We start from the raw sequence: 21713 nt of genomic DNA, 5'->3' as shown, positions 1-21713 counted from the left end.
TCTATTGTCAGGGGGGATACTATGTCCCATTCAAAAGATAAAAAATCACGAACTACCGTTGAGATATATAATCGTTCTTATACGATTGTTGGAGAGGAATCACCAAACCGTGTGAAGATGGTGGCAGGACTTGTGGATCAGAAGATGCGTGAAATCCAGGAGGGTAACCGTTCCTTGGATACTGCCAGACTTGCGGTACTGACGGCAGTCAATACGATGAATGATTACATAGCTTTGAAAGAATCGTATAATGAACTCCATGAGAAATTGAAAAACATTGAAGAAAAGGAAAGAAAACAAGATGATTGATATTCTGTTGATTATTATGTTGATTATTGGTTTACTGAATGGATTACGCCGCGGTTTCATCCTTCAGCTTTTCCATATTATTGGCTTCATAGCCGCTTTTGTTGTCGCTGTTTTGTATTACGATGATTTAGCGGAACGGCTGACACTTTGGGTGCCTTATCCTGATTTACCAAGTAGTGCCGAATGGGCGATTTTCCTGGAAAGCCTTCCATTAGAAGTTGCCTTCTACAATGCAATCGCTTTTGCGATTCTCTTTTTTGGTGTGAAGATCATCGTACAAATAATCGCCTCTATGCTGGACTTTGTTGCAGATCTGCCTATATTGCGAACATTGAATGGTTTATTAGGAGCGGTTCTGGGATTCATTGAAACGTATTTGATTCTATTTATCCTCCTATCCATTGCCGCACTGCTCCCGCTTGAAGCAGTACAAAATGCATTAGATAACGCAACAATTGCCCAGGCAATAATTGAACATACACCGATGTTCTCGCAGCAGCTGAAGTCGCTCTGGTTTGAGCATGTAGCAGCACTATTATAAAACTTCTCTTAAATGGAGAAGTTTTTTCTTTACGAGATTGGAAAAATTCATAGCAAGGAGTGAATGGCATGGCGGTAGATAAAAAACAAGTGATCAAATTACTGGAACAAGTAGCAATATATCTGGAACTGAAAGGGGAAAATCCTTTTAAAATATCAGCCTACAGAAAAGCTGCTCAGGCATTGGAACAAGACGAACGTTCCTTAAGTGAAATTGATGACTTTACGAAGCTGAAAGGAATTGGAAAAGGGACAGCAGAGGTTATTAATGAATTCATAGAAAATGGTAAATCTGATACATTGATGCAGTTGCAGGAAGAAGTGCCAGGTGGTTTGGTACCGCTGTTGGATTTACCGGGACTGGGAGGGAAAAAGTTATCTAAACTCTATCAAGAATTAGGAGTAACCGATGCTGCTTCCCTGAAAAAGGCTTGTGAAGATGGTCGAGTGGAAGAATTACAGGGCTTTGGGAAAAAATCGGCAGAAAAGATAGTAAAGGCACTTGAAGAAGCGGATAGCCGTCCGGAACGCCTTCCAATAGCCATGATGCTGCCATTGGCAGAAAAAATCGAGGCATTCCTTGATACGTTGAAAACAGTGGAAAAATACTCCCGTGCAGGAAGCCTGCGCAGAATGAGGGAGACGATTAAAGATTTAGATTTTATTATCGTATCCAATCATGCGGAAGCGACACGTAATGAATTATTAGAATACCGGGAAATTGAAGAAGTGATTGCTTCTGGGGAAACAAAAGTTTCTATTGTTGTAAATGAAGGATATGATATCAGTATAGACTTTAGGATTGTCAAACCGGAGGAATTCGCGACTACCCTCCATCATTTTACCGGATCAAAGGATCACAATGTGGCCATGCGGCAATTGGCTAAACAACAGAATGAGAAAATTAGTGAATATGGCATCGAGAATGTAGAAACAGGAGATGTAAAAACTTTTAAAGAAGAAGAAGAATTCTTCGCTCATTTCGGCCTGCATTGGATTCCGCCAGAAGTACGTGAAAATTTAGGTGAAATTGAAAAAGCACAAGAAGAAATCAATTTAATCGAACTTAATGATATAAGAGGCGACCTTCATATGCACAGCACATGGAGTGATGGAGCCCAGTCGATTCGCGAGATGGCAGAACAGGCAAAACAGACGGGGTATGAGTTTATTGCCATCACGGACCACTCCAAGTACTTACGAGTCGCCAACGGCCTTAATGAGGAACGTCTGCGAAAACAAAGAAAAGAAATTGATAAAATCAATGAAGAGATGAAAGATTTTCATATTTTTGCCGGTATCGAAATGGATATCCTTCCGGATGGCTCACTGGATTTTGACGATGATTTTTTGCAGGAAATGGATTTTGTCATTGCCTCCATCCATTCAAGCTTTACGCAGTCACAAGATAAAATCATGACGCGGCTGTTAAATGCGATGGAGAATCCGTATGTTCATATGATTGCCCATCCAACCGGACGTTTGATAGGCAGAAGAAAAGGATACTCGGTGGATTTAGATACATTGATAGAAAAGGCGGAGCAGACCGGCACTATACTTGAATTGAATGCCAATCCGAACCGGCTCGATCTGAATTGGGAAACGTTAATCAAAGCCCAGGAAGCGGGAGTGCATATTGCAATCAACACCGACGCGCATAATTATTCCATGCTGGATCATATGAGGATAGGTGTTGGAGCTGCCCGCAAAGGGTGGCTGCGTAAGGAAAATGTGATCAATACTTGGAAAAAGGAGGACTTACTAAACCTTTTCCAAGGAAAAGCCAGGAAATAAAGGAGTCAATCAATCATGAATCAACGTGTTTTTCATGTGTTGGAATATAAAAAAATTATCGACCAGTTAACAGCCCATGCTGCATCTTCCCTCGGGAAAAATAGGGCACTAGCTTTAAAACCTTCAACAGAGCTGGACGAAGTTAAGCAATGGCAAAATGAAACGGACGAAGCGGCCCAGGTAATCCGGCTTCATGGGAGTGTTCCACTAGGTGGGATTTTTGATATCAAACCAAGCATCAAGCGTACAATTATCGGCGGTGTTCTAAGCCCTCTGGAATGCCTGGATGTTGCATCTACCATTTATGGCGGAAAGCAGATAAAAAGGTTCATCGAACAAATGGAAGAACCGGAAGCCCCAATTTTACGTAAACTGGTAGATGGCATTGAGCCGCTGGGTGAACTGGAACGGAACATCAGAGGCTGTATTGATGATCATGGTCATGTCATGGATGGAGCATCGGAGAAACTGCGCACCATCAGGTCCCGAATCCGAACGTATGAAAGCAGGGTAAGGGACAAAATGGATAACTATACAAAATCTAAGAGTAAAATGCTTTCCGATGCCATTGTGACTATCCGAAATGAACGCTATGTACTTCCGGTAAAGCAAGAGTATCGAGGTGCGATAGGGGGGATTGTACACGATCAATCAGCATCTGGAGCTACCCTATTTATTGAACCTCAAGCTATTGTGGACCTCAATAATCAACTGCAGGAAGCGAAAGTCCAGGAGAAGCATGAGATTGATCGGATACTAAAAGAATTATCAGAAGCGATTGCTGCAGACGAGTCTTTTCTTTATCAAAATGTCGAGCTTCTGGAACAAATCGACTTTATGTTTGCCAGGGCGAAGCTCGGCCATTCAATGAAAGCCGCTATGCCTGCCATGAATGACCAGGGCGTTATAAAAATGAAGCAGGCGAGACACCCATTGATTGATAAGGAAGAAGTGGTAGCGAACGACATTGAACTCGGTGAGTCGTTTACCTCTATTGTAATTACCGGTCCTAATACTGGTGGTAAAACTGTCACCTTAAAATTGGTCGGTCTGTGTACGTTGATGGCTCAGTCAGGGTTGCAAGTCCCTGCGCTTGATGGATGTGAAATGGCTGTCTTTGAAAATGTATTTGCTGATATTGGTGATGAACAGTCCATCGAACAGAATTTAAGTACGTTTTCATCTCACATGACAAATATTGTGGATATACTCAAGCAAGTTAATGATAGAACGTTAGTGTTATTTGACGAGCTGGGAGCTGGAACGGATCCCCAGGAAGGGGCAGCTCTTGCGATGTCCATTTTAGATGAAGTAGTCTCACGTAATGCGAGAGTTATCGCTACTACGCATTACCCGGAATTAAAAGCCTACGGCTATAATCGTGAAGGAGTTATCAATGCTTCTGTAGAATTTGATATCCAGACATTGCAGCCTACATACCGATTATTGATTGGTGTTCCAGGACGAAGCAATGCCTTTGAAATATCCCGGCGTCTGGGATTAGATGAGCAGGTGATAGAGACTGCCAAGGGTCACGTAGGAAGTGATTCGAAGAGCGTCGAGAATATGATTGCTTCCCTTGAAGCTTCTACAAGGGGTGCGGACCGTGATTATGAAGAAGCAGAAAAAGTTCTTCAGCAGGCCCAAGAGCTGCACGAAGAATTGCAGAAGAAGTGGACGCAGTTTGAAGACAAGCGTGAGCAGCTATACCAGCGGGCTGAACAAAAAGCTGAAAAGGCTGTAGAAAGAGCGAGAGCTGAAGCGGAAGAAATAGTAAGTGAATTACGAAATAGGAAACAACAAGCTGACTTCAAAGAACATGAATGGATTGAAGCCCGAAAAACCTTAGAGGATGCCCGGCCTGAGCTCGCTGATAGAAAACAAAAAGAGAAAAAGCCGGTTTCCAAAGGTGAACGGAAGCTTAAATCTGGAGATGAAGTCAAGGTACTGTCCTTAAACCAAACGGGCACGATTATTGATGTAATAAGCGATAATGAGTTCCAGGTCCAGGTTGGTATTATGAAAGTAAAAGTAAAACGTAAAGATTTAGAATATATCAAATCCGAGCAGCCGTTGAAAGAGAAACCAATGGCCACCGTTAAAGGAAAAGGGTATCATGTGAAAACAGAATTGGATCTACGCGGGGAAAGGTATGAAGAAGCGCTCCACCGTTTAGAAAAATATGTGGATGACGCAATACTGGCTGGTTACCCACAGGTGTCTATCATTCACGGTAAAGGCACCGGGGCACTTCGTAATGGTGTGAAAAGTTTTGCTGACCGTCACCCTTCTGTTAAATCCCATCGCTCGGGGGGAATGAATGAAGGTGGTGGAGGAGTTACTGTGTTAGAACTGTCATGAGGACACGAGGGGGAATCGTAGATGAATAGCTTTTGGGAGTATCCATTGATTGAGACAGCTGCAAGATATAGTGTTGTCATACTATGTCTGGTTGTTTTCATGGCTGTCTTTGAAATTGTTACTCGTTATAATAACTGGAAAGAAATCAAAGAAGGTAACTTGGCTGTAGCGATGGCGACTGGCGGTAAGATTTTTGGGATAGCTAATATTTTTCGATATTCCATTGAGCATAATGATTCCTTGCTTCAGACCATGGGCTGGGGAGTATATGGATTTCTATTGCTGTTGATTGGCTACTTCATCTACGAATTTCTAACCCCACATTTTAAAATAGACGTTGAAATAGAAAAGGACAATCGGGCAGTCGGGTTTATTTCGCTTGTTATTTCCGTAGGACTTTCTTTTGTAATCGGGGCTAACATTATTTAAGGAGCGAGCAGATGGAAACATTAGCAAAGGTGCTGGGTGTAGTGGCAGCATTATTTATCATAGTGGGAGTCATATTTACCATGATGAATTAAAAAAAGACAGGCTACTTAAGTCCTGTCTTTTTTCTGTTTTTGTTACCTTTAACCTATGTAATATTTTCAAAATTTTAAATAATGATTCATTTCATGAGGAGAAATGGTTATAATAAGAGTAAGCGTTAGATAAAGGGAGGAATTCGGATGACACAAAAGTTTGAAAGACCTTGGCATCGTCATTACCCAGAAGAAATTCCCGCTACCCTGGAGTATGACAAAAAAGCGTTGCCTCTCTATTTAAATGAAGCTGCTGAACGTTACCCGGAAAAGAAAGCGCTTCATTTTATGGGGAAGGAATTAACCTACCAGGAGGTGTTCGAAGAAACGAAAAAATTCGCTGCATACCTTCAGAACCTTGGTATAGAAAAAGGGGATAGAATTGCCATCATGCTTCCGAACAGCCCGCAGTCAGTAATTGCTTATTATGGCGCTCTAATGGCTGGCGGCATTGTAGTTCAAACCAACCCCTTATATATGGAAAGAGAATTGGAATACCAGATGAATGATTCAGGGGCGAAAATAATTATTTGTTTGGACATTCTTTATCCAAAAGTAAGTAACGTAAAAGGTAATACCGATCTGGAGCATGTAATCATTACCGGTATAAAAGATTATCTTCCATTTCCAAAAAACAGGATTTACCCATTTATACAAAAACGACAATATAAATTGGTTGTAAAACCCGAGCAGACACAGGATACCCATTTATGGGATTATATTATGGACGTTTCAGATGGAATAGTGCAACAAGTGGAGATTAATCCGGAAGAAGATTTAGCCTTGCTGCAATATACAGGGGGAACAACCGGTTATCCTAAAGGTGTCATGCTGACTCATATGAATCTGGTAGCCAACACGCAAATGTCAATGAAGTGGCTGTATAAATGCAAGCAAGGAGCAGAAATTGTATTAGGTGTACTTCCATTTTTCCATGTGTACGGAATGACTGCTGTCATGAACCTCTCTATAATGATGGGGTCAAAAATGGTGCTGCTGCCTAAATTTGACGCGGGGGAAGTTTTAAAGACAATTGATAAACAGAAACCTACCTTATTTCCTGGGGCCCCAACCATTTATATTGCATTATTGAACCATCCCAGCTTGAAAAAATATGATCTATCTTCCATTGAAGCCTGTATAAGCGGGTCAGCACCGTTACCGATAGAAGTGCAGGAGCGTTTTGAACGAATTACTGGAGGAAAGCTGGTGGAAGGATATGGACTAACGGAAACTTCTCCTGTCACTCACTCTAATTTCGTTTGGGATCGTCGAATTAATGGCAGTATAGGAGTACCTTGGCCGGACACGGATGCGAAAATTTTACGAATAGAAAGTGAAGATGAGGCTGATTATGATGAGGTCGGCGAAATCGTTGTAAAGGGCCCTCAAATCATGAAGGGTTATTGGGGGCGCAAAGAAGAGACAGAACAAGTGCTTGACCAGAAAGGCTGGTTCCGCACTGGCGACCTTGGATATATGAATGAAGAAGGCTACTTTTATGTGGTAGATCGCAAGAAAGATATGATTATTGCAGGTGGATTCAACATTTATCCACGCGAAGTTGAAGAAGTTTTATATGAACATGAAGCTGTACAAGAAGCTGTAGTGGTAGGCGTTCCAGACCCTTATCGAGGAGAAACGGTGAAAGCATTTATTGTAAAACGAGAAGATTCTTCTGTAACAGAGGAGGAATTGGATGCTTTTTGTCGAAAACATATGGCAGCCTATAAAGTTCCTAGAGTATATGAATTTAGAAAAGAATTACCAAAGACAGCTGTAGGTAAGATTCTACGTCGCACGTTGATTGAAGAGGAAAAAAATAAACTAACGTCGGGAAGCAAGGAACCAATACAACCTTAAGGGCTTGTCCCTCTTTTTATTGACAGGATGAAAACGGGGATGTAGAATAATAAGTGAATGACCATTCATTCATTTTCAGAAAAGATAGGCAGGAGATACAAGTGAAAAAGAATAAGCCGAAGTATACACAAATTATTGATGCAGCTGTGAAGGTAATTGCTGAAAATGGATACCATTCCTCGCAAGTTTCTAAGATTGCGAAGCAGGCAGGGGTGGCGGATGGTACCATTTATTTATACTTTAAAAATAAAGAAGACATATTAGTTTCCTTATTTCAGCAAAAAATGGGAAACTTTATTCAAAAGATAGAAGAAGAGACCAATTCCCAGCAAACAGCAGTGGAAAAACTGCTTAAATTAATTGAAAAACATTTTGAACAGCTGACCGCTGATCATCATCTTGCTATTGTCACCCAGCTGGAGTTAAGGCAATCCAACAAGGAGTTACGGTTAAAGATAAATGAAGTTTTAAAAAGGTATTTGACTGTAATAGATCAAATTATAGAAGAAGGGGTCCAGGATGAAATCTTCCGGAACGATATCGATAAACGTCTGGTTCGTCAAATGATTTTTGGGACCCTGGATGAAGCCGTAACCAATTGGGTAATGAAAGAACAGCACTATGATTTAGTTGAACAGGCCGGGGCGGTCCATGATATGATCGTCCGAGGCTTGACATATAGAACATAGCAAGGGGAGGTAGTAGATTGGGGAACATATCCTATCATGTAGAAAATCATGTAGCAACGCTTACATTACAAAGTCCACCTGCAAATGCGTTATCCACTTCCTTATTGGAAGCACTATCAGCAAAATTGGATGATATAGAAAAGGATGGGACTGTAAAAGCAGTACTTTTAAAAGGCGAAGGTAAATTCTTTTCAGCGGGAGCTGATATAAAAGAATTTACTTCGCTTCAAAATGAATCCGATTACACGAGCCTTTCTCAAAAAGGGCAGGAGTTATTCAATCGAGTGGAAAACTTCCATGTTCCTATTATTGCAGCCATTCATGGAGCCGCTTTAGGGGGTGGGCTTGAGCTTGCCATGGCCTGCCATATTCGCTATGCAGCCAAGGACGCTAAATTCGGATTGCCTGAATTGAACCTGGGCATCATCCCAGGGTTTGCCGGAACTCAACGCCTGCCTGCTTATGTAGGAGCATCCAAAGCATATGAAATGATGTTGTCCAGTAAGCCGATATCAGGAGAAGAAGCCGAACATGCAGGCTTGGTAAATAAAAGTTTTGAAGAGGACGAAATGTTCCAGGCTGCTGAAAAGTTAGCAGGAACAATTGCTCAAAAGAGTGGTCCGACAATCAATCAGGTGATGGAATTAGTCTCCTATACACGTAACCCGCAGTTCAAGGAAGGTGCACTGGCTGAAGCGAAAGCCTTTGGTGTGGCTTTTGGTACAGAGGACGCCAAAGAAGGTATCCAGGCATTCATGGAAAAAAGAAAACCTAATTTTAAAGATCAATAGACTAGGAGGTTTTTATATGAATATTTATGTTCTATTAAAACGTACTTTTGATACCGAAGAAAAAATTGCGATCAACGATGGCCGCATCGAAGAAGAAGGTGCAGAGTTCATCATCAACCCGTATGATGAATATGCAGTGGAGGAAGCAATCAATCTTCGTGATGAACATGGCGGAGAGGTCACTGTAGTCACGATTGGAGAAGAGGAATCTGAAAAGCAATTACGTACAGCACTTGCAATGGGTGCAGATAAAGCAGTATTAATCAACACAGAAGATGATTTGGAGGATGGGGATCAATATACTACCGTCAAGATATTGGAAGCCTTCTTTGAAGATAAAGAAGCAGATATCATTCTTGCCGGAAATGTAGCCATTGATGAAGCAAGTGGACAGGTTGGACCTCGTCTGGCTGAGCGTCTGGATATTCCGTATGTTACAACCATCACTTCTATTAGTGTCGATGGAGAGACAGTTCAAATTGAACGGGATGTCGAAGGGGATGTGGAGAAAGTAGAAACTTCTCTTCCATTACTTGTTACATGTCAGCAGGGGCTGAATGAACCACGCTATCCATCATTGCCAGGCATTATGAAGGCTAAGAAAAAACCGTTAGAAGAATTAGAGTTGGATGACCTGGATTTAGACGAAGATGATGTGGAAGCTAAAACAAAAACAGTGGATATTTTCCTGCCACCAGAAAAGGAAGCTGGAAAAGTCCTTGAAGGTGAAATAGACGATCAAGTGAAAGAACTTGTATCCTTATTAAGAAACGAAGCGAAGGTACTATAAACTCAGTATTTATTGGGAAAGGGGAATCGGTATGGGTAAAAGAATGTTAGTGATCGGGGAATCTCGTGAGGGCGCTTTACGTAATGTAACATTTGAAGCGATTGCTGCTGCCAAACAAATTAGTCCGGATGGTGAAGTGGTAGGCGTTTTATGTGGTGAGGGCGATTTGGCTGAACAAGGTAACGAAATGATTTATTATGGAGCAGACCGTGTAATTACTGTTTCAGACGAAAAATTGAAAACGTATACATCGGAAGGGTATGGACAAGCAATTAAAGCAGTAATAGATGACGAAAGCCCGGAAGGTATCGTGATGGGCCACACAGCAGTAGGGAAAGACTTGACGCCTAAGCTTGCCAGTAAGCTGGAAACAGGATTAATTTCAGATGTAACAGAAGTCAGCAGTGAAGGTGGGAATATCATCTTCACACGTCCGATATACTCTGGTAAAGCTTTCGAAAAGAAAATGATTACAGACGGAATCGTTTTCGCAACGATTCGTCCGAATAATATCGCATCACTTGATCGTGATGATTCACGTACAGGAGAAGTAACTACGAAAGACGTGGATATCGCAGATCTTCGGACGATCATTAAAGATATAATCCGAAAAGGTTCGGAGGGTGTCGACTTATCAGAATCGAAAGTAATCGTAGCAGGCGGACGCGGTGTTAAGAGCGCAGAAGGATTCGAACCGCTGGAAGAATTGGCAGAAGTATTAGGAGGAGCAGTTGGTGCATCACGCGGAGCTTGTGATGCAGGATATTGCGATTACTCCCTTCAAATTGGCCAGACTGGTAAAGTGGTAACACCGGATCTATATATTGCGGCGGGTATCTCGGGTGCAATTCAGCACTTGGCTGGTATGTCCAACTCGAAAGTCATCGTGGCTATCAATAAAGATCCAGAAGCTAATATTTTCAATGTGGCAGACTATGGTATTGTGGGAGATCTATTCGAGGTCGTACCGAAATTAATAGAAGAGATCAAACAAATCAAAGTAAATGCGTAACACAAAATTGCCGGGGCAGGGGACAACGCTGCCTCGGCTTTTTATAATGCATACTCTTTTATCCGGAGTCCGTAACCGCCAACAAATATTCGAAATAATAAATTAGGCTTTTCGAGTTTATAACTGAATTTAAGGGCTGGACTTATCCTAATACGATGAATAAGATCAGGGTTTATGTGGTATAAACAAAGTATTAGCTACTCAATTGGGAAAATGATATACTCAATTTATGCTTAAAATGATTGTTCGAGGAGGAATATTGAAATGGCAATTGTAACTGCAACTGATCAAAACTTTACAGAACACACAAATGATGGTTTAGCACTAGTCGATTTTTGGGCTCCTTGGTGCGGACCTTGTAAAATGATTGCACCAGTACTTGAAGAAATCGACGATGAAATGAGCGATCAAGTCAAGATTGTTAAGTTGGATGTTGATGAAAATCAGGAAACTGCCAGTAAATATGGCGTTATGAGCATTCCAACGCTTCTGCTTTTCAAAGATGGTAAAGTAGTCGATCAAGTAATCGGCTTCCAGCCAAAAGAAGCATTGACTGATCTAATTCAAAAACACGCATAATCCTAAGACACTCAAGCCACGTTACAAGCGTAACGTGGCTTTTACTATGGGTTTCAACATTTTGTAGTTACAATATGGCATTTTTATAAAAAATTCAGAGCTAATATTCCATTAAAGCTCCCTTTTCTTGAAGACTCAGTTTCGAGATAAATTGTTTCCGTTACGATAGTAACGGTTAGGAGGTCCGGGAAATTACTCGCTTTCCATGGGCGTACGGTGAGCTTCCTCGGGCTAAAGCCCTGCGGGATCTCACCATGTACTATCTTCCCATTGGAGTCTCGCAATTTCTCGGCCCTCCTTTCGTTTATGGGAAAAACGGAAACATCGTTATGCAGTCCTTCTACCTAAGATAAGAGAGAACTACTTGTAAAACATGCTTGTAACAGTGATTGTAGAAACAGTCTCCTCTATAACAAGGGTTCTTTTCTCTCACCTTTCAGATTGGGTGGATGGGAAACTGCGAGACTCCCGTGGGAGAAGGATCTAGGCGAGATCCCACAGGGCGACAGCCCGAGGAAGCTCGCCAGTTCCCCACAGGAAAGCGAGTAGTTTCCCAGCCGCCCCAGATACTTTTATGGTAAAGAACCCTAGGTATCTCGAAATCAAGTCTTCGACTTTTCGGCCCTATTGTTGAATAAGCCTTATATGAAAAGTCACTAACAATGTTTAGCAGTGCCAATTAAAAATCGTGACACTGTATTCTATTGAGGAGGATATGGTAAATTTATAATATACCCGATAGATGGAGGGATAGAGTATGAATCAGACCATACAGGAAAAGTTAGCTGTCCTTCCTGACCAGCCAGGCTGTTATTTAATGAAAGATAAAAACGATACCGTTATATATGTAGGTAAATCAAAAGTCTTGAAAAATCGCGTGCGTTCTTATTTCAGAGGCGCGCATGACGGAAAAACACAGCGACTGGTGCAGGAAATCGTGGATTTTGAATATATTGTCACCACATCGGAAATGGAAGCACTGATCTTGGAAATGAATCTTATTAAAAAATATGATCCTAAATATAATGTTCTTCTAAAAGATGACAAGACATATCCGTATTTGAAAGTTACTGCGGAAAAACAGCCTCGTTTAATTGTGACGAGAAAAATAAAAAAAGATAAAGGAAAGTATTTCGGACCTTATCCCAACGTACTGGCAGCACGTGAGACCAAGAAACTCCTGGACCGGCTTTACCCTTTGAGAAAATGTAATACGATGCCTGATAGAGTTTGCCTTTATTATCATATGCATCAATGTTTAGGGCCCTGTGAATATCCGGTATCTCAGGAAACGAATCAAAATATTGTCCAGAACATTACTTCATTTTTGAGTGGCGGGCATAAAGAAATTAAGAAAGATTTAAAGAAAAAAATGTATCAGGCTTCAGAGGACTTGGACTTTGAGCGTGCAAAGGAATTGCGTGATCAGATTGAACATATCGAGTCGGTCATGGAGCAACAAAAAATGACTTTGAATGATCAGGTCGATCGTGACGTGTTTGGTTATGCTTATGATAAAGGCTGGATGTGTGTCCAGGTCTTCTTTGTACGGCAAGGTAAATTAATAGAGAGAGATATTGCCCTGTTCCCATTTTTTGATGATGCAGAAGAGACCTTCTTATCCTATATCGGCCGGTTTTATCTTCATCAGAACCACCCTTACCCGAAACAGATATTGGTTCCAGTTGCTACAAACATCTCCTTACTGGAAGGAGTTTTGGATACCAAAGTCCATATCCCGATGAGAGGAAGGAAAAAAGAGCTGGTTGAACTGGCAATGAAAAATGCAGACATAGCGCTTAAGGAAAAATTTGCATTAATCGAACAGGATGAAGAACGTACAATCAAAGCTGTAGAAAAGCTTGGTGAGAAACTTCATATAGAAACCCCAAGAAGGATTGAAGCATTTGATAATTCCAATATTCAAGGAACAGATCCAGTTTCAGCCATGGTGGTATTTATAGATGGAAAGCCACAAAAGAAAGAATACCGTAAATATAAGATTCGTGATGTCAAAGGTCCAGACGACTACGAAACGATGAGAGAAGTGATTCGGCGCAGATATAAGAGAGTTTTGAAAGAAGAAGCTCCACTGCCCGATTTGATTATGGTGGACGGATCTAAAGGACAAATGAGCGCTGCAATTGATGTGCTTGAAAATGAACTCGGGTTGGATATTCCTCTTTGTGGTTTAGCTAAGGATGATAAGCATAAAACTAGTGAATTACTTTATGGAGAGCCTCCGCAAGTAGTAGAGTTAGACAGAAAATCACAAGTTTTTTATCTTATTCAAAGAGTACAGGAGGAAGTACACCGTTTTGCGATCACTTTCCACCGGCAGCTTAGGGGGGAAGGTGCGATTCAATCGGAGTTAGATGGGATTGAAGGCGTTGGACAGAAGCGTAGGCGTTTATTGTTACGACATTTTAAATCTATCGAAGAAATTCGCCGTGCTTTACCAGAAGACATTACAAAATTGGGGATTCCGTTTCCGGTAGCCCAAAAAGTAATTGAACATTTGAACCAGGATCAACAAGAAGAGCCAGCAGAAGAATAAGCTGGCTCTTTCTCTTATGTATGAATGACTTTAAATATAACTAAGTTCTTTTTCTTATCTACCTCTTCAAAGCCTTCTCCGTTTACATCTTTTAACATGTTCATGGCTTCTGCCAGGAAGCCTGCTTCCATTTTAAAATCCACTTCCAGAAGAGGGTTTTGGATTCTTTTCTCCAATACATGGCCGCTAAGTTCAAAAAGAGTTTCTTTTTTCTTCTCTTGTACAACAGACAGGGTTCCCCAGCCAAACTGCTGGAAATATTCGGTAATATCCTCCGGCTTTTCCATGTTGCTGTTCCGTGCCAAATTCTTGCCCATATAATAAAGAAGAAACGGTGCTTCTTTACCTAATAAATCTGGAAGTATATAGTACCTGAGCACGTCATAACCAGCCCCGGTGTGCACCAGCGACTGCAATTGTTCCAGGTTGATCTTGGATGTATTTCCCCTCATATTCGGTCATTCCTTTCTACATAATTTATTATCGCTTGATTAGTTTTTAAGTGCAACCAAAATTAAAGGATTTAGTAATATTTGATTAATCTTTCGAATGGCGAATTTATTGTTCAGTCTTCTTGACGCTCCTACACGATAGAAGTACAATAAATATGTCACTTTTTGTACATTTATCAACAAAACACACGAAACGGGGATGATGCCCCTATTATTTTTATACATTGCCATTGACGCTTTACCAAGGCAAAGTGTAAAAATGTAGGCTGAAGTGGAAGAAATGTACCCGTTGTTTTGTTTCATGCGCTTTTTAAAGCGCTTTTATATGGATGGGTGTTCAAAAAGATTCCCAGGAAAATTAACCGGATGAGGGAAGGAAGGGCTATTAAAGATAAAGTTAATGGGAAATGGCTAAATATATTCTTCACCTTGGCCAATGGTTGGTTTTCTTGAATTTTTTTGACATCAGGAATTGCTGATAATGTACATACTATTATGAACTATTTATTTAACTTGAGGGGGGTAAAACATGGCGGGAAATCGCGACTATATTAACAGAAGAATTCATTCATTACTTGGGGTTCTTCCCATCGGGCTCTTTTTGATCCAACACTTGACCGTAAACTTTTTTGCTACACGAGGCCCGGTAGCATTCAATGCTGCGGCACATTTTATGGAAAGTTTACCATATCGGTATGTACTTGAACTTTTTATCATTTTCTTACCGATTTTATTCCATGGGATTTATGGGGTGTACATTGCCTTCACAGCCAAGCATAACGTCTCCAATTATGGGTATTTCCGTAACTGGATGTTTATGCTCCAAAGGTACACTGGGGTAATTACACTGATTTTTATTGCCTGGCATGTATGGGAAACTCGTATTGCAATCGGTCTTGGCTGGGTTGACCTTAACTACCAATTGATGGAGAACATTTTGACTAATCCATTCTTCTTCTGGTTCTACGTAGTGGGGGTAGTATCAACAACTTTCCACTTTGCAAACGGACTATGGTCGTTCTTTGTCAGCTGGGGTATAACGATGACTCCAAGGTCACAACGCATCATGACTTATGTCAGTATCATCGTATTCTTAGCGGTTTCTTATGTAGGTGTACGTACACTATTCACTTTTGCCTACGGAATTTAATTTTGACATAACTTAATCAGATAAAATTGATAGTACTTAGAGGGAGTGAGTTTTTAAATGAGCGATCGAAATATAGTTATTGTCGGCGGTGGCCTGGCTGGTTTGATGGCAACCATCAAAGCGGCAGAGGCAGGCGTTCACGTCGATTTGCTTTCCATTGTACCTGTAAAACGTTCTCACTCTGTTTGCGCGCAAGGCGGTATTAATGGAGCCGTAAATACAAAAGGTGAAGGGGATTCACCTTGGGAACACTTTGACGACACAGTTTATGGCGGGGACTTTCTTGCTAATCAGCCACCTGTAAAAGCGATGACTGACGCTGCTCCTGGCATCATTCATTTATTAGACCGTATGGGAGTTATGTTCAACCGTACCCCTGAAGGGTTATTGGACTTCCGGCGGTTTGGCGGCACACAGCACCACCGGACAGCATTCGCTGGTGCTACAACAGGACAGCAATTACTATATGCTTTGGATGAGCAGGTTCGCCGTCATGAGGTTAATGGCCTGGTTACGAAATATGAAGGCTGGGAGTTCGTCTCTGCTATCATTGATGAAGAAGGTACTGGACGTGGGGTTGTCGCTCAGAATCTGCATACCCATGAAATGAAAGCTTTCAAATCGGATGCAGTAATCATGGCTACTGGAGGACCTGGTATTATCTTTGGTAAATCAACCAACTCCGTTATTAATACTGGTTCTGCAGCTGGTGCACTTTATCGACAGGGCGTCAAGTATGCAAACGGAGAATTCATCCAGATTCACCCTACAGCTATTCCAGGCGATGACAAACTCCGGCTAATGAGTGAGTCGGCCCGTGGTGAGGGTGGCCGTGTATGGACATATAAAGACGGTGAACCATGGTACTTCCTTGAAGAAAAATACCCTGCCTATGGAAACCTTGTTCCTCGTGATATCGCTACCCGTGAAATTTTTGATGTCTGCGTAAACCAGAAGCTTGGTATTAATGGGGAAAATATGGTCTATTTGGACCTATCACACAAGGATGCTGAATTCCTTGATGTTAAGCTTGGCGGTATCATTGAAATCTATGAAAAATTCGTTGGGGAAGACCCTCGTAAGGTTCCGATGAAAATTTTCCCTGCTGTCCATTATTCCATGGGTGGCATGTGGGTTGATTTCGACCAGATGACTAATATCCCGGGTATCTTTGCTGCTGGTGAATGTGATTATTCTCAGCACGGAGCAAACCGTCTTGGAGCTAACTCCCTTCTTTCTGCTATTTATGGGGGAATGGTAGCTGGTCCAAATGCTGCAAAATACATCGATGGTTTAGAGAAGACATATGAAGACATCGATGAGAGCGTATTTGAGAAGCAATTAGAAGTAGAAAAGGATAATTTTGAAAAGATTATGAAGATGGATGGCGACGAGAACGCTTACCAGCTCCATAAAGAACTTGGTGAATGGATGACGGATAATGTTACTGTTGTTCGTGAAAATGCTAAATTACTTGAAACAGATAATAAGATTCAAGAACTTATGGAACGTTATGAACGCATCAACGTAAATGATACATCCCGCTGGAGCAACCAGGGAGCAATGTTTATCCGTCAACTGCAGAACATGCTGCAATTAGCGCGTGTAATGACTTTGGGGGCTTATAACCGTAATGAAAGTCGTGGCGCACACTATAAGCCTGAATTCCCGGATCGTAATGATGAAGAATGGTTGAAGACAACGATCGCAACTTACGATAAGGCTGAAAACAAACCAGTTTTCACCTACGAGGAAGTCGACACTTCCCTGATCAAGCCTCGTAAGCGCGATTACTCAAAAAGTAAAGGGGGTAAATGATCATGAGTGAAGAGAAAAAAATCACACTCATTATCGAACGACAAGACAGTCCTGAATCTGCCCCGTATGAAGAAACGTTCGAAGTTCCATATCGCGAAAATATGAATGTCATTTCTGCATTAATGGAAATTCGGCGAAATCCTGTTAATGCCAAAGGGGAGGCAACAACACCAGTATTTTGGGATATGAACTGCCTTGAGGAAGTGTGTGGTGCTTGCTCCATGATCATCAATGGGAAGGCACGCCAATCCTGTACAGCATTAGTCGATCAGCTGGAACAGCCGATTCGTCTGGCTCCAATGAGCACATTCCCTATTACCAGAGACTTGGCTGTGGACCGCAGCAGGATGTTTGATTCTTTGAAGCGTGTCAAAGCATGGGTGCCAATTGATGGAACTTATGATTTAGGACCTGGTCCTCGTATGGCAGAGAGCAAGCGCCAATGGGCATACGAATTATCTAAGTGTATGACATGTGGTGTTTGCCTGGAAGCATGTCCAAACGTGAATAGTAAATCAGATTTTATTGGGCCGGCAGCTATTTCTCAAGTCCGCTTGTTCAATTCACATCCGACAGGGGAAATGAATAAAAGCGAACGGCTGGAAACTGTCATGGGAGATGGTGGAATCATGGGTTGCGGGAATGCGCAAAACTGTGTGCAGTCTTGCCCGAAAGGTATCCCATTGACTACATCCTTAGCTGCTATCTATCGTGACACAGCTATTGAATCTTTCAAAAGCTTCTTCGGGAGCGATAATAAGCTATAATATTAAGCTTATCCAATGCAAAAGAGCCTCGCCTATCACGGAGAGGCTCTTTTGTTACATAGGCAAATGGAAATTAAGGGGGCAGGAAGCATGAAAACGCCAGAGTATATCGATGATATTGACAAGTGGACGAAGGGGTTTAAGTTTAACATAGAAGTTCGTATCAGGTTTTCTGAAACAGATCAATTTGGCCATATGAATAATACTGTGCCCTTTATATATTTTGAGGAAGCACGTATTGAATTCATGAAACAATTGGGTCTCTCTCTCAATAAAGTCAAAGAACCCAAAGTTGTCCCTGTGGTTGCTGATCTACAATGTGACTTCCATCGCCAACTTTATTTTGATGATATTCTGAAAATATTCGTGAAGGCTGAACAAATAGGGAATACTTCTTACGATCTTCATTATTTGGCGCTCACGGAAGAAGGGGGAACAGCTTTGACTGGTAGGGGGAGGATAGTGCAAGTCGATTCATCCACCGGTAAACCAGTGCCATTGGGTGACGAGTTTAAACATAAACTTGAATCCGAATCTACTGCTTGTTTTTGACAGTCGATAAACTTCAATTATTCTGTATAATAAAAGAGTCAGCGATCAGTTGCTGGCTTCTTTTTGTGAAATTTTATGAATTCTTATTTTAAAAGTAGGCTGGGGCTGGGGAAAGAATTTCAAGGGGGGAGCATCTTGGGGATAATTAATAAAAAAAATGTTGCTATAGGGTTGTTTTTCCTGTTGTCTGCCTTTTATTTGCTATATGTCTCCTTGGCTTATCCTTATATAGGCATAGAGACAGAAGAACAGTCAGGAGAAGTTAAAATAGCAGCTTTGGAAAATCAAGGCTGGGCTATTAGAAATGAACTGCCGTTAGGAAGTAAAGTCACGGCAATAAACGATAAACCTCCACTTCAGCATTATACGGTAAATCTCAACGGTGAAATTGAAAAGATCCAAACACTTACGATCGAATATGAAGGAGAAAAAGTCCAATTTGATAATATAGAAGGATTGAGTCTTCAGCATTGGCTTTTATATATCATGATGCCTGTCCTCTTTTTTATAATTATAGTGGCTATTGCTTATACGCTATATAATCGCAAGAAGTCTCGTTATTCCTCAAATTTACTGATTTTATTCTTTATGACCATTGCCTTAGGGTTAATGACGAATAGTGGGGCTATCCGAAATGACTTATACGCTACTTTTCTTAATGTCACACTATTTCTCTTTGCCCCTGTAATATTAATTCATTTTTTATATGCCTATTTTCTTGAATTCTCGGTTAAATGGTTTTCTAAGTATATTTATTTTATCCTGTATGTGATTGTCAGTATTGTATCTGCAGCTGAAGCGTACTTTCTCTTAAACCTTCATTATCCATTATTTATGGATCGGCTGCCGAACGTTTTATTATTTTTTCTGATTATTTTTTCACTTGGATTAATTTTAACTGGGTATTACAAATATAAGACCACTCCATATGGTCCGATGTTTAAGTACATCAATTTAGGTATGAGTGTAGCATTTTTACCGTATATTTGTTTCTATTTGATTCCAAGCTTAGTTCTTGGCCAGCAAATTATCCCATTGGATGTTGCTGCAATTTTCGCTTTTGCTTTGCCGATTACTTTTGTTTATATGGTAACAAGACAACGGTTGATGGATATCACCTTTGTAATGGGAAGGCTTAGGTATTATACTGTCATCAGTTTTTTACCGAGCATACTCCTTTTAGTAGCTGGCTCCTTTATGGTTGAGCAGATATTTCCGGCGATCAAACTTGCTCAGCTTTATCTATTCATTCATATTGTGCTGATTTTATTTTTGATGATTAAAGAAACATTAGATTTTAGACTGCAACGGAGGCTGATTGCGGCTAAATATAGTTATCAGGATAGTATGCATCGGATGTCCCAGGACATGAAAAAAGAAACAAATGTAGTGGATTTATTGAAACGATTACGTTACGAGCTTAAAAATGTCCTGAATGTGAAAGAAGTCTATGTCTATTCAAAACATTTAAAATCACAACCGTATTGCGTATATAGGGAAGTACCAGAACATCTGCTCAAGCATGTTACATTGGTTTTACAAGAGTCACATTCAGAGATTGGAAAGTTAATTGAAACAGAAGAAGGCTTTGGTATTGTAGTAGGCCACTCCCTTCACAAAGTAACCATGGTCTGGTGTACGGGGAAAAAAGACTTTACGACATTGAACCGTGATGAAAAAACGTACCTGCAGACAGTTGCTCATAATACAAATATCGCTCTGGAAAATTTGGCATTGATTGAAGATCTGGTAAAAGAATTAAAACAATTAAAAAATGATGATCACAACCAGCAATATCCCACATGGCTATCTCGTCTGCTCTTCACCATTGCAGAGAATCAAAGAAAACAATTATCTATTGATATCCATGATACTGTGTTACAGGAGCAATTATATTTATATAGAAAAGTAGATGATTTGTTGCAAAATCGTCCGGTTGCCAATGATTCATTGAAAGCTGAGCTTATGATGTTTAAAGAATCCCTGCTTGATAGCATTCATCTAACTAGGGAAACTTGTAATGAATTACGCCCGGCCTTCATAGAGGAGTTAGGCTTGGTTCAATCTTTGCGTAATCTCATCCAGCAATATCAATTACGTTCTAACTTTACTGTTTATTTCGATGACCAATACTTTAACGTGGAGTTAGACCAGGAAAGAATTCTTGCGATTTACAGAATTGTCCAGGAGTTATTATCCAATGCTATGAAACATTCAGAAGCTAAAGTCGTTAAATTGAGTCTGTTCAATGATGGCAATCGGGTACACCTTTACTATTCAGATAATGGTATCGGGATGGATTATTCTATTCTAAAAGATTTGTTTTCTCACTTCGGTCTCTCTGGAATCGAACAGAGAGTTAATGGTCTATATGGGAAAATGAATGTAGAAACCGCACCAGGAGCAGGATTCCGTATGGAGGTAACTATTCCGCAAGTCACCGTACAGAAGGGGGTTATGATATGAACAGAGTTTTGATTGTCGACGATCATCCCGCTGTTGGAGAAGGAACAAAAGCCATGCTCGAACAAGAACAAGATATACAAGTGGATGTAATCTCCAACAGTGAAGATACGAAAAAATATATAGAGAAATATAATTATGATGTGCTCTTATTTGATTTATATATGCCGGGTTTGAATGGGGTTGAGTTAGCGAAAAAAGTCAGACAAAATTATCCGGATTTGGTTATTTTGATTTATACGGGTTTTGATTTAAGTACTCACTTTAATATGCTCGTAGAAGCTGACATTTCCGGTTTCGTAAGCAAGACTGCCAGCAAAGAAGAACTAGTCACTGTTATTCGGTGTGCTTTACGCGATGAAGTTGTTATCCCGCTTCATTTGTTTAAGCAATTGCGACGCACAGAAGCTTGCCCTAGTAATCAAATTGACTCACCGGTAGGTACGGATATTTCTTTAAATGAAAAAGAACAGTCGATTTTGCAGGAAATTGCAGCAGGGTTGACTAACCGTGAAATAGCGCAAAAGCTTCACATGTCTCAACGAAGTGTGGAGTATACTTTAACAGGAATTTTCAATAAATTGAATGTCAGATCACGTACAGAGGCTCTGTTACAAGCCCAAGAATTAGGTTTAATTTCTAAATCTTCATAGAAACGGAACAGCAGTCAATCTCTCTTCATACGATATTATGACTAAATAATTC

General features: G+C 40.8%; 19 protein-coding genes. 18 read left to right on the top strand and 1 reads right to left on the bottom strand.

The genetic code is table 11. From position 1 onward, the window contains the following. The first annotated feature begins 21 nt into the window (after positions 1 to 21). The 12 genes from zapA (at position 22) to uvrC (ending at position 13806) form a co-directional block, all read left to right on the top strand. A complete protein-coding gene (gene zapA / locus B9Y67_RS19815) occupies positions 22 to 309 on the top strand; it encodes a cell division protein ZapA (RefSeq protein WP_085509056.1) in 288 nt (95 codons plus the stop codon). Next, positions 302 to 850, top strand: coding sequence for a CvpA family protein (locus tag B9Y67_RS19810; RefSeq protein ID WP_085509055.1), 549 nt, complete (start codon positions 302 to 304; stop codon positions 848 to 850). Before zapA ends, B9Y67_RS19810 begins: the two co-directional genes overlap by 8 nt. A 68-nt stretch (positions 851 to 918) precedes the next feature. Next, entirely contained in the window at positions 919 to 2643 is a 1725-nt protein-coding gene (polX, locus tag B9Y67_RS19805) for a DNA polymerase/3'-5' exonuclease PolX (protein ID WP_085509054.1), read from the top strand. Between the two features lie 15 nt (positions 2644 to 2658). Beyond that, complete coding sequence (locus tag B9Y67_RS19800; RefSeq protein WP_085509053.1) at positions 2659 to 5004, top strand: endonuclease MutS2; 2346 nt, start codon at positions 2659 to 2661, stop codon at positions 5002 to 5004. Between the two features lie 21 nt (positions 5005 to 5025). After that, the gene (locus tag B9Y67_RS19795; RefSeq protein WP_062447145.1) at positions 5026 to 5433 is read left to right on the top strand and encodes a DUF350 domain-containing protein; all 408 of its coding nucleotides are present in this window, start codon (positions 5026 to 5028) and stop codon (positions 5431 to 5433) included. Between the two features lie 239 nt (positions 5434 to 5672). After that, the gene (locus tag B9Y67_RS19790) at positions 5673 to 7388 is read left to right on the top strand and encodes an AMP-binding protein (protein WP_085509052.1); all 1716 of its coding nucleotides are present in this window, start codon (positions 5673 to 5675) and stop codon (positions 7386 to 7388) included. 101 nt (positions 7389 to 7489) lie between these two features. Then, the gene (locus B9Y67_RS19785; RefSeq protein WP_085509051.1) at positions 7490 to 8077 is read left to right on the top strand and encodes a TetR/AcrR family transcriptional regulator; all 588 of its coding nucleotides are present in this window, start codon (positions 7490 to 7492) and stop codon (positions 8075 to 8077) included. 17 nt (positions 8078 to 8094) lie between these two features. Next, entirely contained in the window at positions 8095 to 8868 is a 774-nt protein-coding gene (locus B9Y67_RS19780) for an enoyl-CoA hydratase (RefSeq protein WP_085509050.1), read from the top strand. Between the two features lie 16 nt (positions 8869 to 8884). Then, complete coding sequence (locus B9Y67_RS19775; RefSeq protein WP_085509049.1) at positions 8885 to 9658, top strand: electron transfer flavoprotein subunit beta/FixA family protein; 774 nt, start codon at positions 8885 to 8887, stop codon at positions 9656 to 9658. A 31-nt stretch (positions 9659 to 9689) separates the two neighbouring features. Then, on the top strand, positions 9690 to 10670 hold the full coding sequence (locus B9Y67_RS19770; RefSeq protein WP_085509048.1) for an electron transfer flavoprotein subunit alpha/FixB family protein: 981 nt from the start codon (positions 9690 to 9692) through the stop codon (positions 10668 to 10670). Positions 10671 to 10934: 264 nt separating this feature from the next. Continuing rightward, the gene (gene trxA, locus B9Y67_RS19765) at positions 10935 to 11249 is read left to right on the top strand and encodes a thioredoxin (RefSeq protein WP_062447130.1); all 315 of its coding nucleotides are present in this window, start codon (positions 10935 to 10937) and stop codon (positions 11247 to 11249) included. A 757-nt stretch (positions 11250 to 12006) separates the two neighbouring features. After that, a complete protein-coding gene (uvrC, locus tag B9Y67_RS19755) occupies positions 12007 to 13806 on the top strand; it encodes an excinuclease ABC subunit UvrC (protein ID WP_085509046.1) in 1800 nt (599 codons plus the stop codon). A 14-nt stretch (positions 13807 to 13820) separates the two neighbouring features. Here the strand turns inward: uvrC and B9Y67_RS19750 are convergent, their stop codons facing one another. Next, the gene (locus B9Y67_RS19750) at positions 13821 to 14258 is read right to left on the bottom strand and encodes a YslB family protein (protein WP_085509045.1); all 438 of its coding nucleotides are present in this window, start codon (positions 14256 to 14258) and stop codon (positions 13821 to 13823) included. Between the two features lie 529 nt (positions 14259 to 14787). Between B9Y67_RS19750 and B9Y67_RS19745 the strand changes: the two genes are divergently transcribed. From B9Y67_RS19745 to B9Y67_RS19720, 6 genes are all read left to right on the top strand, one after another. After that, positions 14788 to 15408 (top strand): succinate dehydrogenase cytochrome b558 subunit, encoded by a 621-nt coding sequence (locus B9Y67_RS19745; protein WP_085509044.1) that lies wholly within the window; start codon positions 14788 to 14790, stop codon positions 15406 to 15408. Positions 15409 to 15465: 57 nt separating this feature from the next. Next, the gene (gene sdhA / locus B9Y67_RS19740) at positions 15466 to 17226 is read left to right on the top strand and encodes a succinate dehydrogenase flavoprotein subunit (protein ID WP_085509043.1); all 1761 of its coding nucleotides are present in this window, start codon (positions 15466 to 15468) and stop codon (positions 17224 to 17226) included. Between the two features lie 2 nt (positions 17227 to 17228). Further along, entirely contained in the window at positions 17229 to 17993 is a 765-nt protein-coding gene (sdhB, locus tag B9Y67_RS19735) for a succinate dehydrogenase iron-sulfur subunit (RefSeq protein WP_062447118.1), read from the top strand. Between the two features lie 90 nt (positions 17994 to 18083). Beyond that, positions 18084 to 18545, top strand: a complete 462-nt coding sequence (locus B9Y67_RS19730) for an acyl-CoA thioesterase (protein WP_085509042.1) — start codon at positions 18084 to 18086, stop codon at positions 18543 to 18545. A 135-nt stretch (positions 18546 to 18680) separates the two neighbouring features. Continuing rightward, positions 18681 to 21011, top strand: coding sequence for a sensor histidine kinase (locus B9Y67_RS19725; RefSeq protein WP_176224067.1), 2331 nt, complete (start codon positions 18681 to 18683; stop codon positions 21009 to 21011). Beyond that, complete coding sequence (locus B9Y67_RS19720) at positions 21008 to 21661, top strand: response regulator transcription factor (RefSeq protein WP_085509040.1); 654 nt, start codon at positions 21008 to 21010, stop codon at positions 21659 to 21661. Before B9Y67_RS19725 ends, B9Y67_RS19720 begins: the two co-directional genes overlap by 4 nt. Positions 21662 to 21713 lie beyond the last annotated feature (52 nt).

It is taken from the genome of Thalassobacillus devorans (assembly GCF_900176565.1).
GTDB classification, from domain to species: domain Bacteria; phylum Bacillota; class Bacilli; order Bacillales; family Halobacillaceae; genus Thalassobacillus; species Thalassobacillus devorans_A.
Note: the sequence above shows the minus strand (reverse complement) of the source record. Positions and strands in the feature narration are given on the sequence as shown.

Excerpts from the sequence above, each read along its gene's own strand:
- B9Y67_RS19795 (WP_062447145.1), top strand. The coding sequence starts at position 5,026 with ATGAATAGCTTTTGGGAGTATCCATTGATTGAGACAGCTGCAAGATAT.
- B9Y67_RS19800 (WP_085509053.1), top strand. The coding sequence starts at position 2,659 with ATGAATCAACGTGTTTTTCATGTGTTGGAATATAAAAAAATTATCGAC.
- B9Y67_RS19770 (WP_085509048.1), top strand. The coding sequence starts at position 9,690 with ATGGGTAAAAGAATGTTAGTGATCGGGGAATCTCGTGAGGGCGCTTTA.
- zapA (WP_085509056.1), top strand. The coding sequence starts at position 22 with ATGTCCCATTCAAAAGATAAAAAATCACGAACTACCGTTGAGATATAT.
- B9Y67_RS19745 (WP_085509044.1), top strand. The coding sequence starts at position 14,788 with ATGGCGGGAAATCGCGACTATATTAACAGAAGAATTCATTCATTACTT.
- polX (WP_085509054.1), top strand. The coding sequence starts at position 919 with ATGGCGGTAGATAAAAAACAAGTGATCAAATTACTGGAACAAGTAGCA.
- uvrC (WP_085509046.1), top strand. The coding sequence starts at position 12,007 with ATGAATCAGACCATACAGGAAAAGTTAGCTGTCCTTCCTGACCAGCCA.
- B9Y67_RS19790 (WP_085509052.1), top strand. The coding sequence starts at position 5,673 with ATGACACAAAAGTTTGAAAGACCTTGGCATCGTCATTACCCAGAAGAA.
- B9Y67_RS19750 (WP_085509045.1), bottom strand. The coding sequence starts at position 14,258 with ATGAGGGGAAATACATCCAAGATCAACCTGGAACAATTGCAGTCGCTG.
- trxA (WP_062447130.1), top strand. The coding sequence starts at position 10,935 with ATGGCAATTGTAACTGCAACTGATCAAAACTTTACAGAACACACAAAT.
- B9Y67_RS19730 (WP_085509042.1), top strand. The coding sequence starts at position 18,084 with ATGAAAACGCCAGAGTATATCGATGATATTGACAAGTGGACGAAGGGG.
- B9Y67_RS19720 (WP_085509040.1), top strand. The coding sequence starts at position 21,008 with ATGAACAGAGTTTTGATTGTCGACGATCATCCCGCTGTTGGAGAAGGA.
- sdhB (WP_062447118.1), top strand. The coding sequence starts at position 17,229 with ATGAGTGAAGAGAAAAAAATCACACTCATTATCGAACGACAAGACAGT.
- sdhA (WP_085509043.1), top strand. The coding sequence starts at position 15,466 with ATGAGCGATCGAAATATAGTTATTGTCGGCGGTGGCCTGGCTGGTTTG.
- B9Y67_RS19775 (WP_085509049.1), top strand. The coding sequence starts at position 8,885 with ATGAATATTTATGTTCTATTAAAACGTACTTTTGATACCGAAGAAAAA.
- B9Y67_RS19810 (WP_085509055.1), top strand. The coding sequence starts at position 302 with ATGATTGATATTCTGTTGATTATTATGTTGATTATTGGTTTACTGAAT.